This is a genomic window from Exiguobacterium flavidum, assembly GCF_003344535.1.
GTDB classification, from domain to species: Bacteria; Bacillota; Bacilli; order Exiguobacteriales; family Exiguobacteriaceae; genus Exiguobacterium_A; species Exiguobacterium_A flavidum.
On record NZ_QPKS01000003.1, the window covers coordinates 61,801 to 86,102 of the forward strand.

Genomic DNA, 24,302 nt, shown 5'->3' on the forward strand with positions numbered 1-24,302 from the left:
AAGGTGATTCACGATTCCATCCCGAGTGCATCAATCACATCCGTCGCGAGCATCGTCGAGGGCGCCTTCCGGACGGCGGTCGAGGCCGCCGCGTACCAGGCGACGCCCGCAGCGAGCAACCGTCCCGTCTCCCAGTCACTGTAATGGCTCCTGCTTTGTGCAAGGAGAGCAGTCAACAGACCGAACAGCGCATCGCCCGTCCCGCCTTTCGCGAGGCCACTCGATCCGCCTGCGACGACATACCCATTACCGTCAGGTTCCGCGATGAAGACGCTCTCTGTCTTCAAGACGACGTAGACACCGTGTTTCGCCGCGTACCCGCTTGCATGACCGATCGGATCATCGGCGACGTCACTCGCATGTATGCCGTTCAGTTTCGCGAACTCGCCAAGATGAGGCGTGATGACGAGCGGTGCCGAACGTTTCGGATAATCTGCGTGCAAGAGTGCCCCCGCGTCGAGGACGAGCGGGATTTCCGACTCGAACAACACGCCGAGCCATTCGCCGACCTTTCGTTGATCATCGAGCCCGGGACCGATTCCTGCCGCGGTCGCTTGGTCCAACATCTCGCTAATCGCCTGCGTCTCCTGCTCGATCAGCATCGCCTCCGGCAAATTCACTGTGATCGCAAGACGCGATGCCTCCGGACAAGCCACCTGCAGTTTTCCCGCACCTGCGCGCAGACAGGCTCTCGCGGCCATCTGAATCGATCCTGGCATCTTCCTGCTTCCGCCGACGAGCAGAGCCGTCCCGTACGTCCCTTTGTGACCGAACTTGTCACGCGCGAGCAACGGTTCGATTTCCTGCGCTTCCACCAAGCGCCAATCCGACTGATCAGGAAGACCGATGTCGATTCGGACGAGCTCACCATAATAAGGGGATGTCTTTTTCAGGAAGGCTGAGAATTTGTAGGCATGGAGAGAACAGGTGACATCCGCCATGATCGCCTTACCTGTGAATCCGTTCGCATCGTCCGCCGGTACACCGCTCGGGACGTCGATCGCGTATAGTACCGCACCATTCTCCCGCATCCGTCCAGTCCGTTCGATCCATTCCGCGAGCACCGGGTTCTCCCGGCTTGGATCATAACCGATACCATACATGGCGTCGACGATGACATCGTAGTGGTCTTTTTCCTCGCGATCGATCCCGAAGTTCGCCGCATATTCCGCGTGGATCCGTGCATGTTCCGTTTTCGGCTTGCCGGCGGGTGCGACGACCGTGACGGCATGGCCGTCCCGTGCAAGTTCGCGAGCGACGACGTAGCCGTCCCCCCCATTATTGCCTGTACCGCAGAGGACGAGGATGCTATTCTTACCGTTTATCCGCTTTTTCATCTCGCCGGCTATCCCCGCGCCGGCCCTCTCCATCAACACGGCCGGAGGAAGCCCCTTCTGTTCCGACCACGCGTCGATTCGTCTGATTTGTTCAGAACTGCATATCACGAACCTCACCTCCACTCGGATATTCCCCTTCACCAGAAATGAAAAACGCCCTTCCTCTCGCAAGGATGGGCGAATCGTACATCAATTCTTCAGGCATGCCGCGCAGCGGCCGTAGATTTCGAACTTGTGGTCCTCGATCTCGAAGCCCGATTCATTGACCGGGCCGAGCCACTCCATCGGACAGACGTCGAGCGTCTCCGTCTTCCCGCATGAGCGGCAGATCAGATGATGGTGATGGGTGCCGGAGACGCAGGCAGCCCGGTATTTCATCTCTCCGTCAAGTTCGGTCGTCTCGAGTATGTCGATCGCAGCGAAATCGTTCAAATTGCGATAGATCGTATCATAACTGAGCGACGGGTGAGAGAGGCGCAGTTCCTCAGCGACCTCCCGCGCGCTGACGTAACGGTTCGCTTCGAACAGGTAGCCGAGGAGGTCTAGCCGCTTCGGCGTCATCTTGAACCCGGACGTCTTCATGCGTTCACGCGCTCTTTCGAGTTGTTTTCCCATGGTGCTTCCCTCCTACGAATCGTTCAGCGGACATGACGATGATAAGTTCAAGTACGGCGAGCATGACGATCATCCCGCCCGGCGCGAGATCGAACTGGTAGGCGAGGATGAGTCCGGCGATGGTCGCGACCTCCCCGAACACGATCGACCAGAAGATGGTCGCCTTGAAGCTCTTCGCGAAGCGGAGAGCCGCTGCGACCGGTAAGGTGATCAGGCTCGACACGAGCAGAATACCGACGATCCGCATGCTGATCGCGATGACGAGAGCGACGACAATCATGAAGACGACATGGACGAGCTGAAGCCGGATACCGGACACCCGTGCCTGCTCCTCATCGAACGACAGGAAGAGGAGCTCCTTATAGAACAGGGAGACGAAGACGATGACGATGACCGCTACGATCAAAATCGTATAGACGTCGGTCAACGTCACAGCCGACACCGTCCCGAACAGGAAGGAGACGAGGTCCATCGAGAACCCGTTCGCCATGCTGATGAAAATCGCGCCGAGTCCCATACCGGTCGCCATCATGATCGGGATGGCGAGCTCCTGGAAATGACGATACTTCGAGCGTAGCCAGTCGATCAAAAGCGCCGCGATGACCGCCGTGACGATGCCGAGATAGAGCGGATTGAGACCGGCAAGGCTCGACACCATCCCGGAGATGAGCAAGCTGAGTGCGATTCCGGCAAGCGTCACATGTGACAGGGCATCCGCGATCAGACTCATCCGGCGGACGACGACGAATGATCCGATGAACGGTGCCGTGAATCCGATCAAGAGCGCTGCGACGAGTGCATATTGCAGAAATTTGAAGGTCATGAACGCTTCGATCATACGCGTTCACCTTCGTGGACGAGGACGCGTCCCGGAACAGGATAGAGTGACCGTATCTCCTTCTCGTCGAGCTCCCAGTATTCCTTGATGCCGCAATTGCAGCCGAGCTTACCGTCGATCAAGTGGACGACGTCGGTGACGAGCCGGCTGACGAAGTGGATATCGTGAGTGACGAGGACGAAAGTCCGCTTCTTATCCGCCCGCAGTTCTTCGAGTATCTCGTAGAACTCCTTGACGTAACGCTGGTCGACTCCGACAGTCGGTTCGTCGAGGATCATCAGCTCGGGGTCATTGACGAGCGCACGCGCGATGAAGACCCGTTGTTGTTGGCCTCCGGACAGGTCTCCCACCTTCGAGCTCCTCCGGTCCCACATCCCAACCGTCTCGAGCGCCTGGCGGACCTTAGTGCGATCCCCCTTCTTCAGCCGCTTGAACAGCCCTTTCTTTGCATATAATCCCATCTCGACTACCTCTTCGACGGTTACTGGAAAACCTGAATTGAACGAGGCCGCCTTCTGTGAGACATAGCTGATCCGCCACCACTCGTCGAACTGGTCGAGTTCGCGACCGAACAACCTGATCGACCCTTCAGGCTTCAGCAGGCCGAGTATACATTTGATGAGTGTCGATTTTCCCGAACCGTTCTCTCCGACGATCGCCAGGAACTCGCCTTGCCGGACGGCAAGCGAGATGTCGCTCAGAACACGGCGGTCTGGATAGTCATAGGACAGATGATTGATTTCGATGATTGGTTCTGACATGTCGTTCCTCCTTCCGTTCGCTTGTGACAAAACGGAATAATTACGTCTTACATAGCCCACTCATTATAGCGCCAAGCTTGAAAGAGCGCAATCACAGGGATTCGTCCACACTTCTTCCCCATGTTTCTCCCGTTTTCAAGAGGGGTTATGAGGGAAAGCATGGAAGTGAGAGTCTAGTGAACTGAAAGGGGTCGAACGATCGTGAAGAACGAACTTGCTGTCATCGATATCGGATCGAACTCGATTCGATATGTCATCTTCCACGCGACGGCCTCCCGTCGGCTTGAAGAAAAAATCAACGTCAAAGTGGTCGCCCGGCTGTCGGCGCATATCGACAAGAAGGGTGCTCTAAGCATTGAAGGAATCGAACTGCTGATCGATACGCTGAACCGCTTCCACGCGCTCGGTGAGTCCCATGCCGTCGAGGAGACGCTAGTCGTCGCGACGGCAGCAATCCGGAATGCGAGCAATCAGGAAGAGATCTCTGCTGCCGTAGAGACAGGCACTCCCTATGCGATGCGCATCCTGTCGGACGAACAGGAGGCCTACTACGGCTATTTCGCCATCATCAACTCGACGTTCCTCCGTGACGGATTTTCCGTCGACATCGGCGGCGGGTCCATGGAAGTGACGTGGATCGAGGATCGCGAAATGGTCGCTTATCACAGTTTTCCGTTTGGTGCCGTGACGCTGACGAAGCGCTTCGTCTCCGGTGAGACGATGACTGAGACGGAACGGAAACAACTGACGAAATTTTTAAGGAGCGAATTCGCGAAGCTGCCCTGGCTAAAGGGCAAGAAGCTTCCGCTGATCGGGGTCGGGGGGTCTGCCCGTAACTTCGTCAAGGTCCATCAGGCGAAGACCGACTACCCGCTTCCTGACGTCCATCAATATCAGGTCAAGGAGAAGGAACTCGAGAAGGTGATCGATGATTTGTTCGGTCTGTCGCAAAAACAGCTCGCGAAAGTCGACGGATTGTCGAAGGACCGGATCGACATCATCACCCCCGCCCTTCTCGCCATCCATGAACTTGCCCTCTATATCGGCGCCGAGCAGTTCGTGATGAGCAATTACGGTCTTCGCGAAGGACTGCTCTACGAGCACGCTCTCGAGGAGAAAGGCGAGACGCGGGTCCAGAACGTCAAGGAGGAGAGCATCCTTCAGCTCGAGACGGACTATCACGTGATCCGCGAGCGAAACGGTTATGTCGGTCGGCTTGCCCACTCCGTTTATGCAGGGCTTGTCGATACGGGCATCATCCCATTCCGCGAAGCGGATGAGCGTCTTCTTTCCTCCGCCTCCCGACTATTATATTGCGGGCGTTATATCAATCCGGACACAAGATCGGATCAGACATTCCATCTGTTGACGAATACAGGATTGAAAGGGCTGACGCATAAGGACCGAATCGCCCTTGCAGTCGTCAGTTCCTTTTCTTCGACCCGCCGGACGGAGCGATTCCTTTCGCCCTATAAGGACTGGTTCACCGCGAAATCGGTGCTAAGGTTCAATCTGCTTGGTGCGATCCTGAAATTTGCCGACGGGCTCGACGTAACGGAACGGAGCGCGATCGAACACGTCGACGTCTCCCATGATGGAAAGGAATTGCGGATTGCACTTCATGCCGACGGACACGATTGCCGCTTCGAGATCGAGCGCGGCGAAAAGCAGAAAAAACATCTCGAACGTATACTCGACACACGCATCAGGCTGGAAAAAGGAGACGATACTTAATGATACTGGATCAACCGGAACACTTTAATAACCGGGAACTCAGCTGGCTCAAATTCAATGAACGCGTCCTCGAGGAAGTCCGCGATACGAGAAACCCGCTGATGGAACGGCTCAAGTTTCTCGCCATCTTCAGTTCGAACCTTGATGAATTCTTCATGGTGCGCGTCGGTGGCTTGAAGGATGACGTCCTCGCAGGATTCAATAAACCGGAGAACAAGCAACAAATGACACCAAAGCAACAGTTGAAGGCGATTTCCGCCAAGACGAAAGAGCTTGTCGCAAGCGAGTACGAGGCGTTCAAGGAAGTGAGAATCGCCTTGGAACAGGAAGGGATTCGTTTCCTTCAGCCGCGACAGCTGAATCCGGATCAACTCTCGTATGTAAGCAGCTTCTTCCGCGAGAAGGTCTTCCCTGTCCTGACGCCCGTCGCGATCGATGCCTACCGCCCTTTCCCGATGCTATCCTCGAAGTCCCTCAACATCGCGACGATCGTCGAGGCGGAAGACGGCGCTCGGCGGCATCTCGCCCTCGTCCAGGTACCAAGCGTTCTTCCGCGCTTCGTCGACCTGCCTGTCGACGATGAGGAAACGACCTCCGTCATCCTGCTAGAGGATGTGATCAGTCTTTTCATCGACGCCCTGTTCAAGGGGTTCAGAGTCGTCTCCTCGATGCCGTTCCGGATCACTCGCAACGCCGATCTTCCTTTCCATGAGGAGGGGACGCACGATCTGTTGAAACTGATTGAAAAGGAATTGAAGAAACGTCGCTGGGGCGTCGCGATCCGTCTCGAGGTACAGGAGAACACCGTCAATGAAGAGCTGCTCAGCATGCTGCGAGACGTGCTCGACCTGCAGGAGCGCGACATCTTCACTGTCGACGGACCGATCGATCTGACCTTCGCCTTCTCGTTCTACTCGCAGATCGGCGTCGAATATGATCATCTGATCTATCAATCGATCATCTCGTTCGACCCACCGGACCTCGACCAGACGAAGAACCTGTTCAACGAAATCTTGAAGAAGGACCACCTGCTCCACCACCCGTACCAATCCTTCGACCCGGTCGTCCGCCTGATCGCGCAGGCCTCGAACGATCCGAGCGTCCTCGCGATCAAACAGACGCTCTATCGTGTATCAGGCGACTCCCCGATCATCAAGGCGCTCAAGACGGCAGCCGAGAACGGCAAGCAGGTGACGGTGCTCGTCGAATTGAAGGCTCGCTTCGATGAGGAGAAGAACATCGAATGGGCGAAGCAGCTCGAGAAGGCAGGCGCCCACGTGATCTATGGTTACAGCGACCTGAAGACCCACTCGAAGATCACCTTGATCGTCCGCATGAACGAAGGAAGGATCCAGCGGTTCGTCCATCTCGGCACCGGGAACTACAATGACTCGACGGCGAAACTTTACACCGACATCGGTTTGCTGACAGCTAAGGAAGAGATCGCTGAGGATGCGACGAACTTCTTCAACTGGCTGTCCGGTTACGGGGAACAGCCGGACTGGAACGTCATCCATACCTCGCCGAACTCGATGCTGACCCGCTTCCTCGCGCTCATCGACGAAGAGATCAAGTTTCATAAGAAAAATGGGGACGGCAGGATCGTCGCCAAGATGAACAGCCTGACCGAGAAGGAAATCATGCTCAAGCTGTATGAGGCCTCTCGGGCCGGTGTGAAAATCGACTTGATCGTCCGTGGCGTCTGCTGTCTTCGCTCCGGCATCAAAGACGTCTCGGAGAACATCCGCGTCATCTCGATCATCGACCGCTATCTCGAGCACTCACGGGTCTTCTACTTCCACCATGGAGGGGATGAACTCATCTACTGTTCAAGCGCCGACTGGATGACACGCAACATGCGTAAACGAATTGAGATCCTCTTCCCGATCACTGATGAATCCCACAAGGCATATCTGAAGAATTGTCTCGCACTCATGCTCGCCGATAACGTCAAGGCCCGTGAGCAGCTCGAGGATGGAACATACCGGTACGTCGAAAAAGGAAAGCGGACGTGCGAGTCACAAATCGCCATCCAGCACTACACGAACGGACGCCTTCGGATGGTTCCTTCCTTCGATGATCCGCTCGATAAGAAGTGGACTTCCGTCGCTTCGACCGAGCATTTGATCTCAAAGAACGGAAATAGCGGAAAATAATCGTTGTTTAACGTCAGACTTCTTCATATAATAGATGCTGTAAGCGTTTTTTTCATGAAGAAAGGACTGGAACTCATGGTTCAACAAATTTTATTATCGTTACTGGCTGGCGTCATCTGTGGCGTCGTCTTCACGGCACTTAAGCTGCCGATCCCGGCTCCGCCCGTATTCCCTGCGATCGTCGGAATTTTCGGCGTCTTCCTCGGCATGAAGATTTTCCTTTATGCGACGGAACACTGGCCATTCTAAACGGAACACTGGCCATTCTAAATCGAAAAAGCGAGCGTGGACATCATCGTCCCCGCTCGCTTTTTCATTTCATTTTTTCAATGCTTCCTGGATCACCTTATCCCAATTGACATCTTCACAAGCAGTTTTACACGTCGGCTCGATCTCACATGTCGCGCATTTTCCCTTCTTCGCCTTGTTCATGTAGCGATAAAGCGAATACCCTCCATATCCGAAAATCAAGGCACCGAGGATCACGTCGATCAAATGCATTTGTATTCCCCTCTCTTACGAAAATCCGAGTAACTTCCCACCTTGATAGATCAAGAACGAGACGGCATAGGCGACACCAAGGCCATAGAGGCTCGCAATCCAGGTCCACTTCGCGCTTCCGACCTCACGCCGGATGACAGCGACGGTAGCGAGACATGGAACGTAAAGCAACACGAAGGCCATGAAACTGTATGCACTCAGCGGCGTGAACTGCAACGCAAGATGGCGCCCAAGCTCCGATTCGTTGACCGCATAGATGATCGCCATCGTCGCGACGACGACCTCTTTTGCGAGGAACCCCGTGATCAGGGCTGCCCCCGCCTGCCATGTCCCGAATCCGAGCGGAAGCAGGAGCGGCGCGAGCACGCCCCCGATGATCGCGAGGAAACTCGTATCCATGTCGATGCCGAATCCGGTCGGCCCGGCGTATGCGAGCATCCAGATGACTACAGACCCGCCAAAGATGAACGTCCCAGCCTTACGAACGAACCCTTTCCCCTTCTCCCATGTGCTGCGCCAGAGCGTCAGCCATTGCGGGAAACGATATGGTGGCTGCTCGACGACGAAGAGGCTCGTCGCGTCTTCCTTCGCGAGTATTCGTGTGAACACTTTTGCCGCGATCAAGGCGAGGATGATTCCGAGAACATAGAGCGAAAGGACGATCAGCGCCTGGTTGCTCGCAAAGAAACTTCCCGCGAAAACGGCATAGATTGGCAGACGCGCCGAACACGACATGAATGGCGAGATGAAGATCGTCACGAGACGTTCCCGCTCCTCCTCGACGGAGCGCGCAGCCATGACCCCCGGTACGTTGCATCCGAATCCGATGATCATCGGGATGAAACTCTTTCCGTTCAACCCGACCATTTGCATGAAGCGGTCCATCACGATGGCGACGCGTGCCATGTAACCCGAATCCTCGAGGAACGAGATGAAGAAGAACAGGACGAAAATCTGCGGGACGAATACGAGCACCCCGCCGACCCCTGCGATGATTCCATCCAGGATGAGCGCCTGGATGAAACTTGATGCACCGAGCGCCTGCAATGCGGATTCCAATCCGCTTGAGAGCGGTCCTGCGAAAAATCCGTCGAGCAAGTCAGACATCGGTGCACCGATCCAGTCGAACGTGACATGGAACAGTGAGTAAAGGACCGCAAAGAAAATCGGAAGTCCGAGAATCGGGTGCGTCACGACGGCATCGATCCGGTCCGTCCAGTTGAGTCGATTAGAGACTTCGCTTACGGTCGCGTTCGAGCGGATCGCGATCGCCCAGTTGCGTCTGCATTCCGAGATGTGGGCATGGATGAAACGCCCAATCTCCTGCTCGAGCGCTTTTTTCGTCAGGCTGACGTCTGGCGTTTTTTTCTCGAGCGCCTCGACGAACACCCGGTTGCCGGAAAGATACTGGACTGCCATCCAGCGCTCGTTTGGTCGCAGTGACGCTTGAGTCATGATCTGCCGGATCGACCGCTCCGTCTCTTCCCCGTAATCGATATGGAGCGGTTCGGTCTCCTTCGTCGCGATCGACGTCAACAACACCTCACAACCTTCTCCGGTCCGGGCGACGATCGGGAATACGTCGACGCCAAGCAGCCGTTGCAGTTTCTCTAGATCGATTTCCGTGCCGCGACCTTCAGCGACATCGATCATGTTTAGGCCGATTTGGAGCGGTTTTCCGATTTCAAGCAACTGTGCCGTCAGCTGAAGGTTCCGCTCGAGCTGGGAGGCGTCGACGATGTTGATCATGCCGTCATACTCTTCTTCCATCAGGAAACGCGCGACGACCGCTTCGTCCGCTGACAGCGGATCAAGATCATAAATACCAGGCAAGTCGATCAGTTGTCCTGTATCCCCGCGGAGCTGACCGATTTTCTTCTCGACCGTCACGCCGGACCAGTTGCCGACATGGGCATAGGAGCCGGTCAAGCGGTTGAAGAGCGACGTTTTGCCGGTATTCGGATTTCCTAGCAATGCGATTCTGCTGCTCATGCCGAAAACACCTCGATTCGTCTCGCGTCGCTACGGCGAATCGCGATCGTCTGCCGATGTTCGCGTTGCTCGATCGTCAGCGGACCGCCGAAGATTGCACGTCTGCGAACGGCGACGGGACAACCTTCATAGAATCCTAATGCGATCAATCGTCTTCTGAGTCTTTCTTCGATTTTGCTCAAATCGACGAGGACGACATCCTGTCCGATCGGCACGCCCGCTAAATGCTTCATTTCGAAATCCCCCAATTCATTTCTACACTGATAATGATTCTCGTTAGCGATTATAGCATGATTAGCTAACAAAGAGAACTATCGTTTTTGTCCGATTATCGACCAGTCCGCAAAAAGGCAGCTGCCCCGTCTTGAGGGAACAGCTGCCTTTGCGCGTCAATCGCGAGGCATCATTTTCTTCATCGCATCGAGTTCCTCATCGATTCGGTCCATCTCGAGACCGATTCGTTGTCTTGCATCTTCAATCCCTTGGTTATAGGACGGAATGACGAGGAGCGGTTCGAGTACTCGAATCAATTCACTCGCACCGAGGTGTCCGATTTCGACGTCATGGTCGAGTTCTAGCGTCTCCATCAATTGTTCGATTGCACGTTCACGTTGCATGTTCGTCAGCATAAGCCACTTCCTCCCGGTGAATTTTCGCATGGCAGTTCGGGCAGACCGTCTCGAATGCTTCTCCATTCAGATGCCATTCGAGGATCGCATGGTCCGTCAATCCACATTTCGAACAGTTCTCATCCAACGGCTTGAAGTGATTGCGTTCCAAGAAGTTCTCGCGTCTTCGCTTTTTCGCTTCAGCGATAGTCTGGACATGGTTCTGACCGTACCCTTCCCTCCATGCCTGCAGCAACAAGCAACGCTGATCACTCGTCACCTTGCCCTCCTCGAAGGATAACAGTTCCTTCTTCAGCAACGGATGCCGGAGATCGACGCCAATCAGATCGAGGCAGACGTAGTCCCCTTCCGTCTCATCGGTTTCCGCCACCCAAAACGGATCCTCAGGACGCTTCGTCCGTTCCTGGAACAGCACCTCGGCGTAGGCGACGATTCCATCGGACGTCGCCAGGAACACATCCTCCCCCTCCGAAAGGGAGCAAGGCAAATAAAACGGTTCCTTCGTCTCATGATAGGCTACGACCGCTTCGCGCAGCCGGTAATCCTGTTCATCGATCATCAGCACGTAAGTCAAGGAAACCCCTCCTGATCAGACTGTCGTCAACAGTGGCAGGCGCCACTCTGCATCGAAATTGCCGGAACGAAGCATGGCGATTTCTTCTTTATACGGTGCGACCTTGTTCTTGGCATCAATTCCGATGTATGGTGTCTCGAGAATTTTCGGCAAATGAGCAAGGTCCTTGTGATGGACGATGCGGTGGAGCGCATCGAAGCCGATTTCACCGAACCCAATGTTCTCATGCCGGTCTTTGCGAGCGCCGCGGACGTTCTTCGAATCATTGACGTGGATGACGCCGAGACGGTCGAGACCGACGATTCGGTCGAATTCGGCGAGTACGCCGTCAAGGTCATGGACGATGTCGTATCCCGCGTCATGGACGTGGCATGTATCGAGACAGACCGAGAGACGGTCGTTGTGCGTCACGCCGGAGATGATCGCAGCGAGCTCTTCGAACGTCTTCCCGATTTCAGACCCTTTTCCAGCCATCGTCTCAAGAGCGATCTTGACCGTCTCGTCCCCCGTCAGCACTTCGTTCAGTCCTTCGATGATCCGATTGATCCCGACCTCTTCTCCGGCACCGACGTGCGCTCCAGGATGAAGGACGATCTGACGCGCCTTCTCGAGTGCCTCCGCCCGGCGAATCTCTTCCCCGAGGAATGAGACGGCAAGTTCGAACGTCTCCGGTTTCGTCGTATTCCCGAGGTTGATGATATACGGAGCATGGACGACGATCTCCTCGATCCCGTTCTGTGCCATATGGTCAAGCGCCTCCGGGATACGCAAGTCTTCGATTGGCTTACGTCGCGTGTTTTGAGGGGCGCCCGTGTAGACCATCATCGTCGTCGCACCGTACGATACCGCCTCCTCGCTCGCTCCGAGCAACATCTTCTTTCCTGAAACGGAAACATGTGAACCGATTTTCATAATGAAATTCCACCTTTCTGCTATTCTCAGTGTACCAAATCCGCCACACAAAAAAAGCCTGAGCCTCACAGGTGGAGGTTCAGGCGACATCAATCAGCGTTTGTTCGCTTTCCGTTCTGCACGGCCTTCTGCACGTTGGCCTTTGATCCGTTCACGTTTCGCTGTCTCTTTCAACTTGTACTGATGCTTCTTTTTATAGCCTGGTTTGACGCGTTTCTTCGCTTTCGCCGCTTCACCGGACAGGCGGCTGTGTGCCGTCTTCGATACGGCCGTCTTCATGTGCGGCTTCGCACGGCGGCGTTCCTTGATTTCGACGACCTGTCCGCTCTTGACGTCGACGTTCGTGAATACGATGCCGCGATCCTCAAGTCGGTTGATCATCCCGTTCTCATGATCCTCGAACAGCGTGTAGGCAAGACCGTCCTGATCGACGCGTCCCGTCCGTCCGACACGGTGGACATAGAAATCGAGATCTTTCGGGATACCGTGGTTGATGACATGTGTCACGCCTGAAATATCGATTCCGCGTGCCGCAAGATCCGTCACGATGACATATTGATACTTCGCTTCGTTGATTTCCTTGATCGCCTGCTTACGGCGGCGTGCGGGCAAATCGCCATGGAGCGCCCCTACGTTAAGACCGGCTTCGAGGAACGCCGCCTCGACGTCGTTCGCTTCCTGCTTCGTATTCGTAAAGACGAGACAGACGTAAGGATTGAGCGCCTTCGCAAGCTTGAGCGCGAGCGCCGTCCGGTCGCGGTGCTTGACCGGTACCGTATGGTGGACGATCTTCTTCGCCGTCTGCTGCTTCGGATCCACTTGTGCGAAGCGCGGGTCCGTCAAATATTTTTTCAGGAACGGCTGAAGCTTCTCAGGAATCGTTGCCGAGAAGACCATCATTTGAAGCTTCTCAGGCAGCGACTGTGCGATACGGTCGACTTCAGGCAGGAAACCCATGTCGAGCATCTGATCCGCTTCATCGATGACGTACTGCTTGACGTAGTGGGGTTTCAATGCCTGTTCCTTGAACAAGTCGAGGATTCGTCCCGGCGTCCCGACGACGATTTGCGGCGAGACCTTTACGCGGTCCATCTGACGTTCACGATCCATTCCGCCCGTGATGAGGCTCGTCTTGATGAAGTCGGGCTTCTTGACGAGGATCGACTTCAATTCTTCATGGATCTGCCACGCGAGCTCGCGCGTCGGTGCGACGATGATCGCTTGAAGTTCCTGAAGCGTCGGGTCGATGTTCTGGACGATCGGCAAGAGAAACGCAAGCGTCTTCCCTGTACCTGTCTGAGATTGTCCAATGATGTCGCGCCCTTTAAGGGCAGCAGGGATGATCCGTGACTGGATATCCGTAGGTTTTTTAATGCGTGCGTCATCGAGTGCTTCGACGACGAACGGGTGCAAATCGAAATGGCTGAATCCATTCATGTTTGACACCATCCTTTCTTTGTATCTTGACCTTATCAACGGTTCAACATGGGTATCGGTCGGCTTCCATCGTATAGATAGGAATACGTATAGAAATGCTCTGGAATCTTTTTATTTTGCAAGTGCAGCCGCAGCGCGCTGAAGGCGACTTCGATCATTTCCTCAGCCGACTGGACGACTGTCGCATCCATCTCGTTCATGTCAACAGCTTTTAATATAGCACGATTCCCGTCGATGCCGACAACTATTTTTCCGGACAGGCCGGCTTTTCTCAAGGCGTCGAGTGCACCGCGCGCAATATCGTCATTGTGACAGTAGATTGCATCGAACTCGACACCTGACGCGATGATCTCGCTCAGAACCCTTTCCGACGTGAAGGAATCATAGTTCCCATTCGCCGTCATCACGACTTCAAGCGCCGGGGATGAGCTGATGGCACTTTTGAACCCGTTGTGGCGCTCGATCGTCGTGTAGACGTTCGGCGTTCCACTCAGCTCGATGATGCGGCCTTTCGGCTGACCGGTCCGCTTCGTCAGTTCAGATTTGATGTAATTCGCAAGCTGCCGGCCAATCAAACGATTATTGGAGGTGACCGAACTGACCACACCATCCATCTGAATTTCCCGGTCGATCGCGAACACAGGAATCCCCGCCTGCTTCGCCTTCATCACCGAACTTTCTATATATGATTCGTCAAGCGTGGTCACGAAAATCGCATCCACACCGGCTTCGACGAACTCCAATATCTGTTCCTTCTCATTGATCCTCGAGTCCTGTGTAGTGACGACGATCGTCTCATATCCGTTCCTCTCCGCTTCGCTCCGGAAGGCTTCGAGGATTTTCTGGGCGAACTCGTGCTTCGCGCTGACCATCGAAAAGGCGATGACCTTCTTCTCTCCCGTTTCCTCCTGCCCGACGAACGCGTTCGAAATCAACAGCACTCCCGCCACCCAGGCCATCAGGAGGATGATCAATATCCGTTTTACCGTCACGCTTCGTCCTCCTCTGCGCGAGGGAAGTGGATCAGCACCTTCGTCCCGACACCGACTTCACTTTCAAACTCGATTCTTCCGCCTTGTTGTTTGATGATTTCCTTCGACATATAGATACCGAAGCCGTTCCCGTCAGCCTTCGTCGTCGCGAATTTATGCCCGAGTGATTCAAGTTGTTCCTTCGTCATCCCAACGCCGTTGTCCTGGACAGTGAAGAGGAATTCCTCCGGGTAGACTTGGAGATGAATATGGCAAACCCCGTCAGAACCTTTCCCTTCGACGGCATCGATTGCATTTCTGACACAATTCGAGAGTATCTGCAGCAATGCGTCCTCTGCCGCATAGAGTGACGGGATTGCGCTCGGTGTATAGATTTTGCATACGACGGGCTGATTGTAAGCCTCCGCTTCGACGATGAAGCGGAATTGGTTCATGAACTGCTTCATGTCGATCCACTTCTTCTCATATCTGCGCTGATCGCCCTTCGATAAATCAAGCATCGTCTGGATCAGGTCATTTGCCCTTCTGAGCTCTGACAGGGCGACCTTCGTCATTTCCGCGTCTTCCTCGCTTCGTTCAGCTATCATCTGGAGCGTGATTTGCACAGGCGTAAGCGGATTACGGATTTCGTGCGCAATTCCTGCGGCGAGTTGCCCGAGTGATGCCAGCTTCTCTTGCTGGAGAATCAGCTGTTGCTGGCTGAGCTGCTCGAGACGCGAGCTCTCCATCCGTCTGGCGTAATCGTTATATGCCGAGACGAGCGTCTTCACCTCGTTCGAACCGGAACGTTCGAGTTCAATCGGCTGCGGGGTCGTGTTCGTCTCGATTTTTTGGACGAGTTCAAGGAGCGGTGCCGTCAATTGACGCGACATCAGGTATCCGACGATCAGGCTGAGAACGAGCGTCAACGTCGCGATGATCAGATACTGTTGACGTGTCGTGTAGACCGGTTCGTAAAAATTGCTTCTCGGTGTGCGGACGAGGATCTTCCAATCCGTCACCTTCAAATCATTCGCGAAGTAATACATGTCCTTGTTCGAGCTGAATATATCGAAGGACTCCGATGTCTTGAACGCGCGCTCGACGATGCTTCTTGAGAGGACACGTTCGCTGTCCGTGACGAGGTTCCGCGAAGTGGCGAGCGGCTCCCCTTGGCTGTTGAACAGATAGGCGATCGTTTCATCGTCGAACGATTCGAGGGAGTTGCGGAACAGGGAAGAGTTCATCAAGCTGATACCTCCGCCGAATATGCCGACCTGGTCCTTTCCTTCCTGGACCGCGACATACATATATGTCACATAGTCCGCATCGATCCGGTAGCGCGGACTCATATAGAACTCACCGCCGCCGAACGCCCGAGCGAATGCATCGTCCTGGCGGATCGCCTTCTCGCTGACTTGGCGGTCCTCTCCTGTCAACCAGGTGAACGTGTTCTTATCGAGGTCATAATAGAACAGACTCTTGAACCCGTCCACATCATTCAAGTAGCCGAACTGATCGACGCGCCGTTGCAGCTCTGCCGGATTGTTCACGTAGAGTTGAAGATTCATCAGGTTCTCATGGAGCTTCCCTACATTTTTTCGCAAGGCGTTGCTTGACACCTCGACGCTTTTCGCACTTTGGCGTTCTGTCTGACTTTCGACCCGTGAGATGGTCACCCGGTCTGCTGTGAAGGCGAGGGCCGAAATGACCAAACAGATCAGAATGAACAGCACCCCCGTAATTTGGAAGAAGTACGACCTCATCACTTTTTTCGTTTCCATCCACCCACCTCCTTTTCCCGATATTCCATCCCGATTTTGGCAACCTTTCTAGTATACCACGGCTCCAGTTGCGCCCGGCATGTTTTCATTCCTCGAAGATCAATGGTACACTAAAAATAATTCACTCTTTTCAAGAAGGAGAAGCGATATCATGTTAGTCAAAAAAATCAGCCCACGCGGCTACTGTTACGGCGTCGTCGATGCGATGAAGCTCGCTCAGCAAGCGGCCCTTAATCCGGAACTTCCGCGCCCGATCCATATACTTGGTATGATCGTCCATAACGCTCACGTCACACGTGAGTTCGAAAATCTAGGGGTCATCACGGTCGACGGTCCCGATCGCCTCGAAGCGCTCGAACGCATCGAAGGCGGAACGGTCATCTTCACAGCGCACGGCATCTCTCCTGCCGTCTACCGACGCGCCGAAGAAAAGGGACTGACGGTAGTCGACGCGACTTGCCCGGATGTCACGCGCACACACGACTTGATCCGTGAAGTCGTCGCGAAGGATTACGAAGTCATCTACGTCGGGAAACATGGTCATCCGGAACCTGAGGGTGCCGTCGGCGTCGCGCCGGAGCATGTCCATTTGATCGAGAACGTAGACGATGTCCCGAAACTTCCAGATCGATTGAACGATAAGAAAATCATCGTCACGAACCAGACGACGATGAGCCAGTGGGACGTCCAGGCTTTGATGGAACACGTCCGTCTGCGTTTCCCTCACGTAGAGGTCCATAACGAGATCTGCAATGCGACCCAAGTACGACAAGAAGCTGTCGCCGAACAGGCTGGCGAGTGCGACCTCGTCATCGTCGTCGGCGACCCGCGTTCGAACAACTCGAACCGTCTTGCTCAAGTCTCGTTCGACATCGCCGGAACGCCAGCTTACCGGATCGGTGACCTGACCGAACTCGAAATGTCTTGGCTCGAAGGCGTCGGGCACGTCGGCGTCACTTCCGGCGCATCGACCCCTACACCAATCACGAAGAAAGTCATCGACTTCCTGCAGCAGTATGATCCGGCAGACATCAGCACACATGATAAGACGCCGTTCCTCGAGCTGCGCCGCATCCTCCCTAAAGTGAAAGTGTTATGAACAGACAGAACGAAACGACCCGGCCTGTAAGGTTTCGGGTCGTTTTTTTCATGCGAAGCGGAAAGGATTCGTGTTCGCCGAGGAGGTCAGCAGCTCTACATCCTTGATTCTCGCTTCCGATAGGCGTCTTTCCATCTCCCGCTTGACTCCGTCCTTCATGATGGATTCAACATGATGTCCAGGGTCGACGACGTTCAAAGCAAGTGCCATCGCATCGTGGGCGACATGGAAATAGAGGTCTCCCGTTACGAGAACGTCGGCTCCGGCGAACTTGGCTGCATTGATGTACTTGTTGCCATCACCGCCAAGCACCGCGACCTTTTCAACGAGTTCGTCCGGGTTCCCGACGAAACGTACCCCTTCGACGCCGAAAGTAGTCTTCACATAGTCAGCAAAGGCCCGCATCTGCATCGGCTCCCGCAACTTTCCGACGCGCCCGAGACCGAGTGCCGGTGCTTGAAGCTTCTCCTCGAACAGATCATAAGCGACCTCCTCGTAAGGATGGGCCTTTTTCATCGCACGGATGACGGATGCCTTCTCAAGCTCCGTCACGATCGTCTCGATCCGGACCTCATCGACCCGCTCGAGCTCGCCGATCGTCCCGATTGCAGGGGATGTTCCCGTTCCCGGTCTGAACTGACCGATTCCGCTCGTGTGGAACTGGCATTCACTGTAGTCACCGATCGAGCCGGCTCCTGCACGTCCAAGCGCTTCCGCTACTTGTTCTGCATGTGTGGCCGGAACGAATACGATGAGTTTGTACAGTGTATTCTTGAATGTCGGCGTCAGCACCTTCACCTCGTGAAGACCAAGCGCTTCCGCCATCAAGTCATTCACTCCGCCTTCACATACGTCAAGATTCGTGTGGGCGGCGTAGACTGCGATGTCGTGTTTGATGCATTTCATGACGATCCTGCCCGATGCCGTCGTATCCGTGACATGCCCGAGCCTGCTGAATATCGGCGGATGATGGGCGATGATCAAGTCGATTTCTTTCTCGATCGCCTCATCTACGACCGTCTCAAGAACATCCAATGTGATCATGATGCGCTTTACTTCCTTGTTCAGCGACCCGATTTGCAGCCCGACCGGATCTCCCTCGAGTGCAAGCCGCTTAGGCGCGAATGATTCGAACAGTTCGATGACCCGTTGCCCGTTCGCCATCAGGAAATCACCTCCATCATCTCGTCGATCACAGCCTGCATCGCCTGTATCTTCCGCTTCAGTTCCTCGCTGTCAGTACCCGCACGCATCTGGGCAAGGATGTACTCACGCTTGTGCAGCTCCTCCGTCCATTTCTTGATGAATGTCGGTGATTTCTCCCGCATCAGCTGCGGACCGTAGCGGAGCTCCTTTTGGCGCACACGCTCTTCTTCCGAGTACAGGATTTCCTCGCCCTTTTCCGCAACGAGCACCTCATAGATTTTCGCATTTTCTTCGACGATCGCCTCTGACAGTAACTGATAGCCGTTCGAAAGCAGCCATACCCGGACATCGACGGCATCGACGTTCGGCTGAAGGATCAGCCGTTCATGTCCGTCGAGCTTTTCCTTCCCTTCTTCGAGGATCGTGGCGATCAACGTCCCGCCCATCCCTGCGATCGTGATCGCGTCAGCCTCTCCGCGTTCGAGGACGGAAAGTCCGCTTCCAAGCCGGACGTCGATTTCTTCTTCGAGGCCGACGAGCCGGACTTGTCCATCCGCCGCCTCCTTCGGACCTTGATTGACCTCTCCTGCGATCGCCCGCTTGATCAAGCCCTGTTGTATGCAATAGCACGGGACGAACGCGTGGTCGGAACCGATATCGGCCAGGACCGCCCCTTGCGGAATATAGGAGACGACCTTCTCCAGCCGTGTGTCTAACGTGACGTGTAATTGCATTTCCATCCAACCTTTCATAATAGCTCTACTTACTAAAAATAGCGGAAAATCAGAAAAAAAGAAACACCCGTCCAAGTCTCAGGACGAGTGTCGAGTTAGATCATTTCTTTTCAGCGAGCCATTTCGCGAGAACGCCTGCTTCATCTTCGTTCGCGAGACCTGCTGGCATCGCGCCTTTACCGTTGACGATGATGTTTTTGATGTCTTCTTCTTTCAGCTTAGCGCCGACTTTTGTCAAGTTCGGGCCAGCTCCGCCTTCGAGTTTACCACCGTGGCAGCCTGTGCAGCCTTTTGCTGCAAGCAATTCCTCGGGATTCAACTGCTCTGTAGCCGGTTTGTTTTTCGCTTGTTCGACTTGATTGACCCCAAAGTAAGACAATGAGACCATCGCGATGATCGCGATGATTGCAATCGTCGCGAACGGTACTAGTGGATTGCGCATTTTTGGTTTCCCCCCATATTCTTTACCCAATCATTAGGTTACTGAATGGTATTCCCCGTTACTATTCTACTGTAAAAAAAACAGAGAAGGAAGAAAAAACATCGAATTTTTTCTTCCTTCTCCCTCACTTTTCATATTTTCTTCACACTTTTATCTTAGTCGAGGAAATCCTTCAGGCGTTTCGAACGGCTTGGATGACGGAGTTTACGCAGCGCCTTCGCCTCGATCTGGCGAATCCGCTCGCGCGTCACGCCAAACACCTTACCGACTTCTTCAAGTGTGCGCGTCCGTCCGTCATCAAGACCGAAGCGGAGACGAAGCACGTTCTCTTCGCGATCCGTTAGCGTATCGAGCACATCTTCGAGTTGTTCCTTCAAAAGCTCGTAAGCAGCGGCGTCTTGCGGTGCCGTAGCATCCTGGTCCTCGATGAAATCACCGAGGTGCGAATCGTCTTCTTCCCCGATCGGCGTCTCGAGCGACACCGGCTCTTGTGCGATCTTCAGAATTTCACGGACCTTTTCAGGCGTGAGTTCCATCTCCTTCGAGATTTCTTCAGGAGTAGGTTCACGTCCGAGGTCTTGCAGGAGTTGACGCTGGACACGAATCAGCTTGTTGATCGTCTCGACCATGTGGACCGGGATACGGATCGTACGAGCCTGGTCAGCGATCGCACGCGTGATCGCTTGACGAATCCACCACGTCGCATATGTCGAGAACTTGTAGCCCTTCGTATAGTCAAACTTCTCAACTGCCTTGATGAGCCCCATGTTTCCTTCTTGAATCAAATCAAGGAACAGCATGCCGCGTCCGACGTAACGTTTCGCGATCGAAACAACGAGACGCAAGTTTGCTTCCGCAAGCCGCTTTTTGGCCTCTTCATCGTTTTGTTCGATCCGTTTCGCGAGCTCGACTTCGTCTTCCGCACTCAAAAGATCGACGCGTCCGATTTCCTTCAGGTACATCCGTACCGGGTCGTTGATCTTGACGCCAGGGGGGACCGATAGATCATTGATATCGATTTCGTCCTTGGAGATTTCTTTGACGATCTCGACGCCATTCTCCTTGAGCCAGTCCTGGTAGTCTTCGATTGCATCCGGTTCTATCTCGAACATGTGCAGTTTATCATTGAAGGCACTTTCCGTGATTTCCCCATCATTTTTCTTCCCTAACGCGAGAAGTTCGTCCAGCGCTTGCCGTAATGCTTCTTCTTGATTTGCTTTTTCTGCCATCGAACCATACACTCCTTCCACATCGTGCCGCAGGTCATCGACCCTTCAAGCGCCGTTTCCGCTCGATGATCGCCTGCATCAATTCCGCCTGTGCGCGGATATCTGTTTGCTGACGCAGCTGGACTTTTTCCTCGTCGAGCTGCTTTCTTCGTTCTTCGTTTAGAATCGCTTGAATGTAATGATCAAGCAGCTCAGGATCGTACTCAGGCATCAGCATGAACTCGAGATCAGCAACGATTCGTTGTAATCCAGGATCATGAAGGACAGTCAGAAACCGGTCTGGATCTGCCTCAGCCCCACTGCCGTAATATTCATATAATTTTGCGGCGATCATCTGATGCGCCGGATCGTTGAATGCCACACCGAGTGCATCCCGGACCTCAAGCCCTACTTCTTCTGATCGAATCATATAAGCGAGCAAGAAGCGTTCCGCCCTCTTCCAGTTCGGGAAGGAACGTGTCTCCGGTTCAACAGCGGGTGTGAAGGAAGGTCTCTCCTTCACCGGCTTTCGAACGGTCTTGACTTGTGCCGTCAGGGCGTCCTTTGATAAACGGAATTCTTCCGCAAGTTTGCCAAGATACATCTCTTGGAGCAATGGATTCGCCGTACGCCCGACTTCCTCAAGCATAGTTTCAATATATCGGAGCCGTTCTCCTTCTATTCGCAAATTTTTTCCTTGACGAAAATAGAAAGATTTAAATTCGAGACCTGAAATACGCTCTTCTTCGAGCATCCGAAGAAAGACTTCAGCGCCTTCTCGTCCAATCAGGGAATCAGGATCATCCCCCTCACCTAGCCGGACGACCGAACAATCCACGGCCGCTTCCTCAAGGAGCCGAAGCGCCTTGACGGTTGCGGCCTGCCCAGCCTTGTCTCCGTCATAGCAGATGATGACTTCATCGACGATGCGGGCCAGATTGTCCGCGTGCCGGGCCGTCAATGCCGTACCGAGGGAAGCTACCGTATAGGGTATACCCGCTTGTGCGACGCGAACAACGTCTAAGTTCCCTTCGACGAGCACGACCTGCTTCGCCTTTCTCATCGCGCCGCGCGCTTGTGAGAATCCAAATAGCAGGTCACTTTTGTTGAAGAGCGGACTTTCGGATGTGTTGACGTATTTTGGATCACGGCCATCGATCGAACGGCCGGAGAAACCGACGACCGTCCCGTCACGATCGGCAATCGGGAAGACGACGCGCCCGTGGAAGCGGTCGCGGTAATCTCCTTCCCTGCCCTTCGTGATCAGGCCGCCTTCGACCATCTCTTCGAGGTCGAACCCCCTCCTCTCGAGGGAGTCGACAGTGAATCGCTCAAGATCCGGTGCATAGCCGAGTTTGAATGCCTTCATCGAAGCCTCCTCGATGCCCCGTCCCTCGAGATAGAGGCGTCCGGCCTCGCCGGCAGCCGTTTGAATCAGCACTTCATGATAGAGGTCCGAGACGATCCGGTGCGCCTCCCGCATGCGGCGTTTCTTCTCCTGTTCCGGCGTCGATTCCGTCTGATCAGACTGTTCGAGCTCAGGCAGCGTGACGCCTGAACGGTCGGCAAGTTTCGAGACGGCTTCTGGAAAGCTCATGCCCTCCGTCTCCATGACGAAGGTGATCGCGTTTCCACCTGCCCCACAACCGAAACAGTAATACATCCCCTTATCCGGCGAGACGGAGAAGGAAGGAGATTTTTCGGAGTGGAACGGACAAAGCCCTGAATACCGATTCCCCTGTTTCTTCAGTTCTACTCGTTCCGATATCAATTCGACGATATCAGTCGACGTCCTGACCTGATCGACGAGTTCGTCCGGCAATCGCTTCATCCATTTCACCCCCTCGTTATCATCACTTTCTTATCTTTATACCCGCAACGAAACGGAACGAATACTCGTTCCGTTTCGAAGAAAAACATCTGATGGCATTCTTTCGCTACAATAGTATACTACACAATCACTGACTACTCATGTGTTCTGCCTGAGATTCCTGTCAAAATCAAGTTGGCCGTCTCTTCGACCGCCTTATTCGTGACGTCGATGACCTGGCATCCGATGCGTTCATACAGATTTCTCGCATATTCCAGTTCGCGATTGATCCTGTCCATCTGAGCATAAGCCGCTTCCGGCTTCAGTCCGAGCGAACGCAAACGTTCCATTCGGATATCGATCAATTTTTCCGGGGAAATAAGGAGACCGAAGCATTTCTCCGGCGGAATCTCGAACAGCTCCTGAGGTGGAATCGATTCCGGCACGAGCGGAACGTTCGCCACCTTGTACCGCTTCAACGCAAGGTACTGCGAAAGAGGGGTCTTAGACGTCCGCGACACGCCGATCAGGACGATGTCTGCACGTTTTATGCCGCGCGGGTCCCGACCGTCATCGTACTTGACAGCGAACTCGACAGCCTCGATTTTGCGGAAGTACTCTTCGTCAAGCCGGTAGATGAGACCCGGTTCCTCTTTCGGCTGGAGTCCAAGACGTGTCTCCATCGAATCGAGCAACGGACCGAGGACATCGATCGCCTCGACATGGTGTGCCCGTGCCGTCTCCTCGAGTACTTTGCGATGGACGGCGTGAACGATCGTATAGACGATCGTCGCACGCTCCTCCTTCGCATGGAGGACGAGATCGAAGATGACCTGTTCATCATCGACGAACGGGATCCGGACGGTCTCGAACGCCTGTTCAGGAAACTGGATGGCCGCTGCACGGACGACGAGTTCGCACGTTTCTCCGACTGAATCACTGACCACGTATATTCGTTGTTTCATCGACAAATCCCCCTTAGATCTCTTCGTCTCGCGCCAAGGCGACAAGGACTTTCGTCATGTTCGTCTTCGTCATCCGGCCGACTACCTTCAATACGCCGTCGACTCGTTCGACGACGGGCATCGAATCGATTTGTTTCTCGATCAGCTTCATCCCGGCACCAATCAAAGTCTCCGATTTCTCACATACCGTGAGGTTCGGCATCCGTGTCATGATGATATTCACCGGAAGCGTATCGAGTTCCTGGTTGCCGATTGCGGCACGAAGAAAATCTTTGCGTGACAACACACCGACCAGTTCCTGATTGTCTCCGACTACGAACAGTGAGCCGACATCCTCCAAAAAAAGATGGACGATGGCGTCATAGACTGTCATGCCTTCATGGATCACCTTCGCCGAGGACATGAACTCCCCGACGGTAAGCGAATCCAGTTTTTCATGCAGCATGGATGCATTTTTCTTGCCGACATACATATATCCGACGCGCGGTCGTGCTTCGAGCATTCCGGTCATCGTCAAAATCGACAAATCCGGGCGGAGCGTAGCACGCGTCAAGGACAGCAGGTGAGCTATCTGCTCACCCGTGATCGGTCCATTTTCCTTGACGATCTGAAGTATCTTTTTTTGCCGTTCATTTAACTTCATCGGCTCATCAGTCC

24 protein-coding genes are annotated in these 24,302 nt (G+C 54.3%); 4 read left to right on the forward strand and 20 right to left on the reverse strand.

What is annotated here, in order from left to right; all coding sequences use genetic code 11:
* Positions 1-8: 8 nt before the first annotated feature.
* The 4 genes from DFG60_RS03625 to DFG60_RS03640 all read right to left on the reverse strand — a co-directional run bounded on the left by DFG60_RS03625 (position 9) and on the right by DFG60_RS03640 (position 3,551).
* Positions 9-1,445, reverse strand: coding sequence for an NAD(P)H-hydrate dehydratase (locus tag DFG60_RS03625; RefSeq protein WP_114570382.1), 1,437 nt, complete (start codon positions 1,443-1,445; stop codon positions 9-11).
* Between the two features lie 81 nt (positions 1,446-1,526).
* The gene (locus DFG60_RS03630) at positions 1,527-1,952 is read right to left on the reverse strand and encodes a Fur family transcriptional regulator (RefSeq protein ID WP_114570383.1); all 426 of its coding nucleotides are present in this window, start codon (positions 1,950-1,952) and stop codon (positions 1,527-1,529) included.
* Entirely contained in the window at positions 1,924-2,790 is an 867-nt protein-coding gene (locus DFG60_RS03635; RefSeq protein ID WP_114570384.1) for a metal ABC transporter permease, read from the reverse strand. Before DFG60_RS03635 ends, DFG60_RS03630 begins: the two co-directional genes overlap by 29 nt.
* Entirely contained in the window at positions 2,787-3,551 is a 765-nt protein-coding gene (locus DFG60_RS03640; protein WP_114570385.1) for a metal ABC transporter ATP-binding protein, read from the reverse strand. The genes DFG60_RS03635 and DFG60_RS03640 overlap by 4 nt, the downstream gene beginning before the upstream one ends.
* Positions 3,552-3,752: 201 nt before the next feature.
* Between DFG60_RS03640 and DFG60_RS03645 the strand changes: the two genes are divergently transcribed.
* From DFG60_RS03645 to DFG60_RS03655, 3 genes are all read left to right on the forward strand, one after another.
* Positions 3,753-5,285: a Ppx/GppA family phosphatase gene (locus tag DFG60_RS03645; protein WP_114570386.1), complete on the forward strand. Its 1,533-nt coding sequence runs from the start codon at positions 3,753-3,755 to the stop codon at positions 5,283-5,285.
* Positions 5,285-7,441 carry an RNA degradosome polyphosphate kinase gene (locus DFG60_RS03650; protein WP_114570387.1) on the forward strand — a complete coding sequence of 719 codons (2,157 nt, stop codon included), beginning with the start codon at positions 5,285-5,287 and terminating at the stop codon, positions 7,439-7,441. The genes DFG60_RS03645 and DFG60_RS03650 overlap by 1 nt, the downstream gene beginning before the upstream one ends.
* Before the next feature lie 75 nt (positions 7,442-7,516).
* Positions 7,517-7,690: a XapX domain-containing protein gene (locus DFG60_RS03655; RefSeq protein ID WP_114570388.1), complete on the forward strand. Its 174-nt coding sequence runs from the start codon at positions 7,517-7,519 to the stop codon at positions 7,688-7,690.
* Positions 7,691-7,759: 69 nt separating this feature from the next.
* Here the strand turns inward: DFG60_RS03655 and DFG60_RS03660 are convergent, their stop codons facing one another.
* The 9 genes from DFG60_RS03660 to DFG60_RS03700 all read right to left on the reverse strand — a co-directional run bounded on the left by DFG60_RS03660 (position 7,760) and on the right by DFG60_RS03700 (position 16,241).
* Positions 7,760-7,942, reverse strand: coding sequence for a FeoB-associated Cys-rich membrane protein (locus DFG60_RS03660; RefSeq protein ID WP_114570389.1), 183 nt, complete (start codon positions 7,940-7,942; stop codon positions 7,760-7,762).
* 15 nt (positions 7,943-7,957) lie between these two features.
* A complete protein-coding gene (gene feoB, locus DFG60_RS03665; protein WP_114570390.1) occupies positions 7,958-9,934 on the reverse strand; it encodes a ferrous iron transport protein B in 1,977 nt (658 codons plus the stop codon).
* Positions 9,931-10,167: a FeoA family protein gene (locus tag DFG60_RS03670; protein ID WP_114570391.1), complete on the reverse strand. Its 237-nt coding sequence runs from the start codon at positions 10,165-10,167 to the stop codon at positions 9,931-9,933. The genes feoB and DFG60_RS03670 overlap by 4 nt, the downstream gene beginning before the upstream one ends.
* Before the next feature lie 156 nt (positions 10,168-10,323).
* Positions 10,324-10,563 (reverse strand): DUF2164 family protein, encoded by a 240-nt coding sequence (locus tag DFG60_RS03675; RefSeq protein WP_157964475.1) that lies wholly within the window; start codon positions 10,561-10,563, stop codon positions 10,324-10,326.
* Positions 10,541-11,128: a hypothetical protein gene (locus tag DFG60_RS03680; protein ID WP_408608651.1), complete on the reverse strand. Its 588-nt coding sequence runs from the start codon at positions 11,126-11,128 to the stop codon at positions 10,541-10,543. The genes DFG60_RS03675 and DFG60_RS03680 overlap by 23 nt, the downstream gene beginning before the upstream one ends.
* A gap of 24 nt (positions 11,129-11,152) precedes the next feature.
* The gene (locus DFG60_RS03685; RefSeq protein ID WP_198661543.1) at positions 11,153-12,052 is read right to left on the reverse strand and encodes a deoxyribonuclease IV; all 900 of its coding nucleotides are present in this window, start codon (positions 12,050-12,052) and stop codon (positions 11,153-11,155) included.
* A gap of 90 nt (positions 12,053-12,142) precedes the next feature.
* Positions 12,143-13,486, reverse strand: a complete 1,344-nt coding sequence (locus DFG60_RS03690; RefSeq protein ID WP_114570395.1) for a DEAD/DEAH box helicase — start codon at positions 13,484-13,486, stop codon at positions 12,143-12,145.
* A gap of 35 nt (positions 13,487-13,521) precedes the next feature.
* A complete protein-coding gene (locus DFG60_RS03695; protein WP_232818609.1) occupies positions 13,522-14,478 on the reverse strand; it encodes a sugar ABC transporter substrate-binding protein in 957 nt (318 codons plus the stop codon).
* Entirely contained in the window at positions 14,475-16,241 is a 1,767-nt protein-coding gene (locus tag DFG60_RS03700; protein WP_114570396.1) for a sensor histidine kinase, read from the reverse strand. Before DFG60_RS03700 ends, DFG60_RS03695 begins: the two co-directional genes overlap by 4 nt.
* A gap of 151 nt (positions 16,242-16,392) precedes the next feature.
* Here DFG60_RS03700 and DFG60_RS03705 point away from each other — a divergent pair, with 151 nt between their 5' ends.
* The gene (locus tag DFG60_RS03705; RefSeq protein ID WP_114570397.1) at positions 16,393-17,340 is read left to right on the forward strand and encodes a 4-hydroxy-3-methylbut-2-enyl diphosphate reductase; all 948 of its coding nucleotides are present in this window, start codon (positions 16,393-16,395) and stop codon (positions 17,338-17,340) included.
* A gap of 48 nt (positions 17,341-17,388) precedes the next feature.
* On the opposite strand, the gene DFG60_RS03710 is transcribed toward DFG60_RS03705, so the two are convergent.
* The 7 genes from DFG60_RS03710 to DFG60_RS03740 all read right to left on the reverse strand — a co-directional run bounded on the left by DFG60_RS03710 (position 17,389) and on the right by DFG60_RS03740 (position 24,288).
* Positions 17,389-18,504, reverse strand: a complete 1,116-nt coding sequence (locus DFG60_RS03710; protein WP_114570398.1) for a Nif3-like dinuclear metal center hexameric protein — start codon at positions 18,502-18,504, stop codon at positions 17,389-17,391.
* Complete coding sequence (locus tag DFG60_RS03715) at positions 18,504-19,220, reverse strand: tRNA (adenine(22)-N(1))-methyltransferase (protein ID WP_114570560.1); 717 nt, start codon at positions 19,218-19,220, stop codon at positions 18,504-18,506. Before DFG60_RS03715 ends, DFG60_RS03710 begins: the two co-directional genes overlap by 1 nt.
* Positions 19,221-19,320: 100 nt before the next feature.
* On the reverse strand, positions 19,321-19,662 hold the full coding sequence (cccA, locus tag DFG60_RS03720; RefSeq protein WP_114570399.1) for a cytochrome c550: 342 nt from the start codon (positions 19,660-19,662) through the stop codon (positions 19,321-19,323).
* Between the two features lie 155 nt (positions 19,663-19,817).
* The gene (gene rpoD / locus DFG60_RS03725) at positions 19,818-20,891 is read right to left on the reverse strand and encodes an RNA polymerase sigma factor RpoD (protein WP_114570400.1); all 1,074 of its coding nucleotides are present in this window, start codon (positions 20,889-20,891) and stop codon (positions 19,818-19,820) included.
* Between the two features lie 34 nt (positions 20,892-20,925).
* On the reverse strand, positions 20,926-22,701 hold the full coding sequence (gene dnaG, locus DFG60_RS03730) for a DNA primase (RefSeq protein WP_114570401.1): 1,776 nt from the start codon (positions 22,699-22,701) through the stop codon (positions 20,926-20,928).
* Between the two features lie 134 nt (positions 22,702-22,835).
* A complete protein-coding gene (locus DFG60_RS03735; protein ID WP_114570402.1) occupies positions 22,836-23,645 on the reverse strand; it encodes a pyruvate, water dikinase regulatory protein in 810 nt (269 codons plus the stop codon).
* A gap of 13 nt (positions 23,646-23,658) precedes the next feature.
* Complete coding sequence (locus DFG60_RS03740) at positions 23,659-24,288, reverse strand: helix-turn-helix transcriptional regulator (protein ID WP_114570403.1); 630 nt, start codon at positions 24,286-24,288, stop codon at positions 23,659-23,661.
* Positions 24,289-24,302 lie beyond the last annotated feature (14 nt).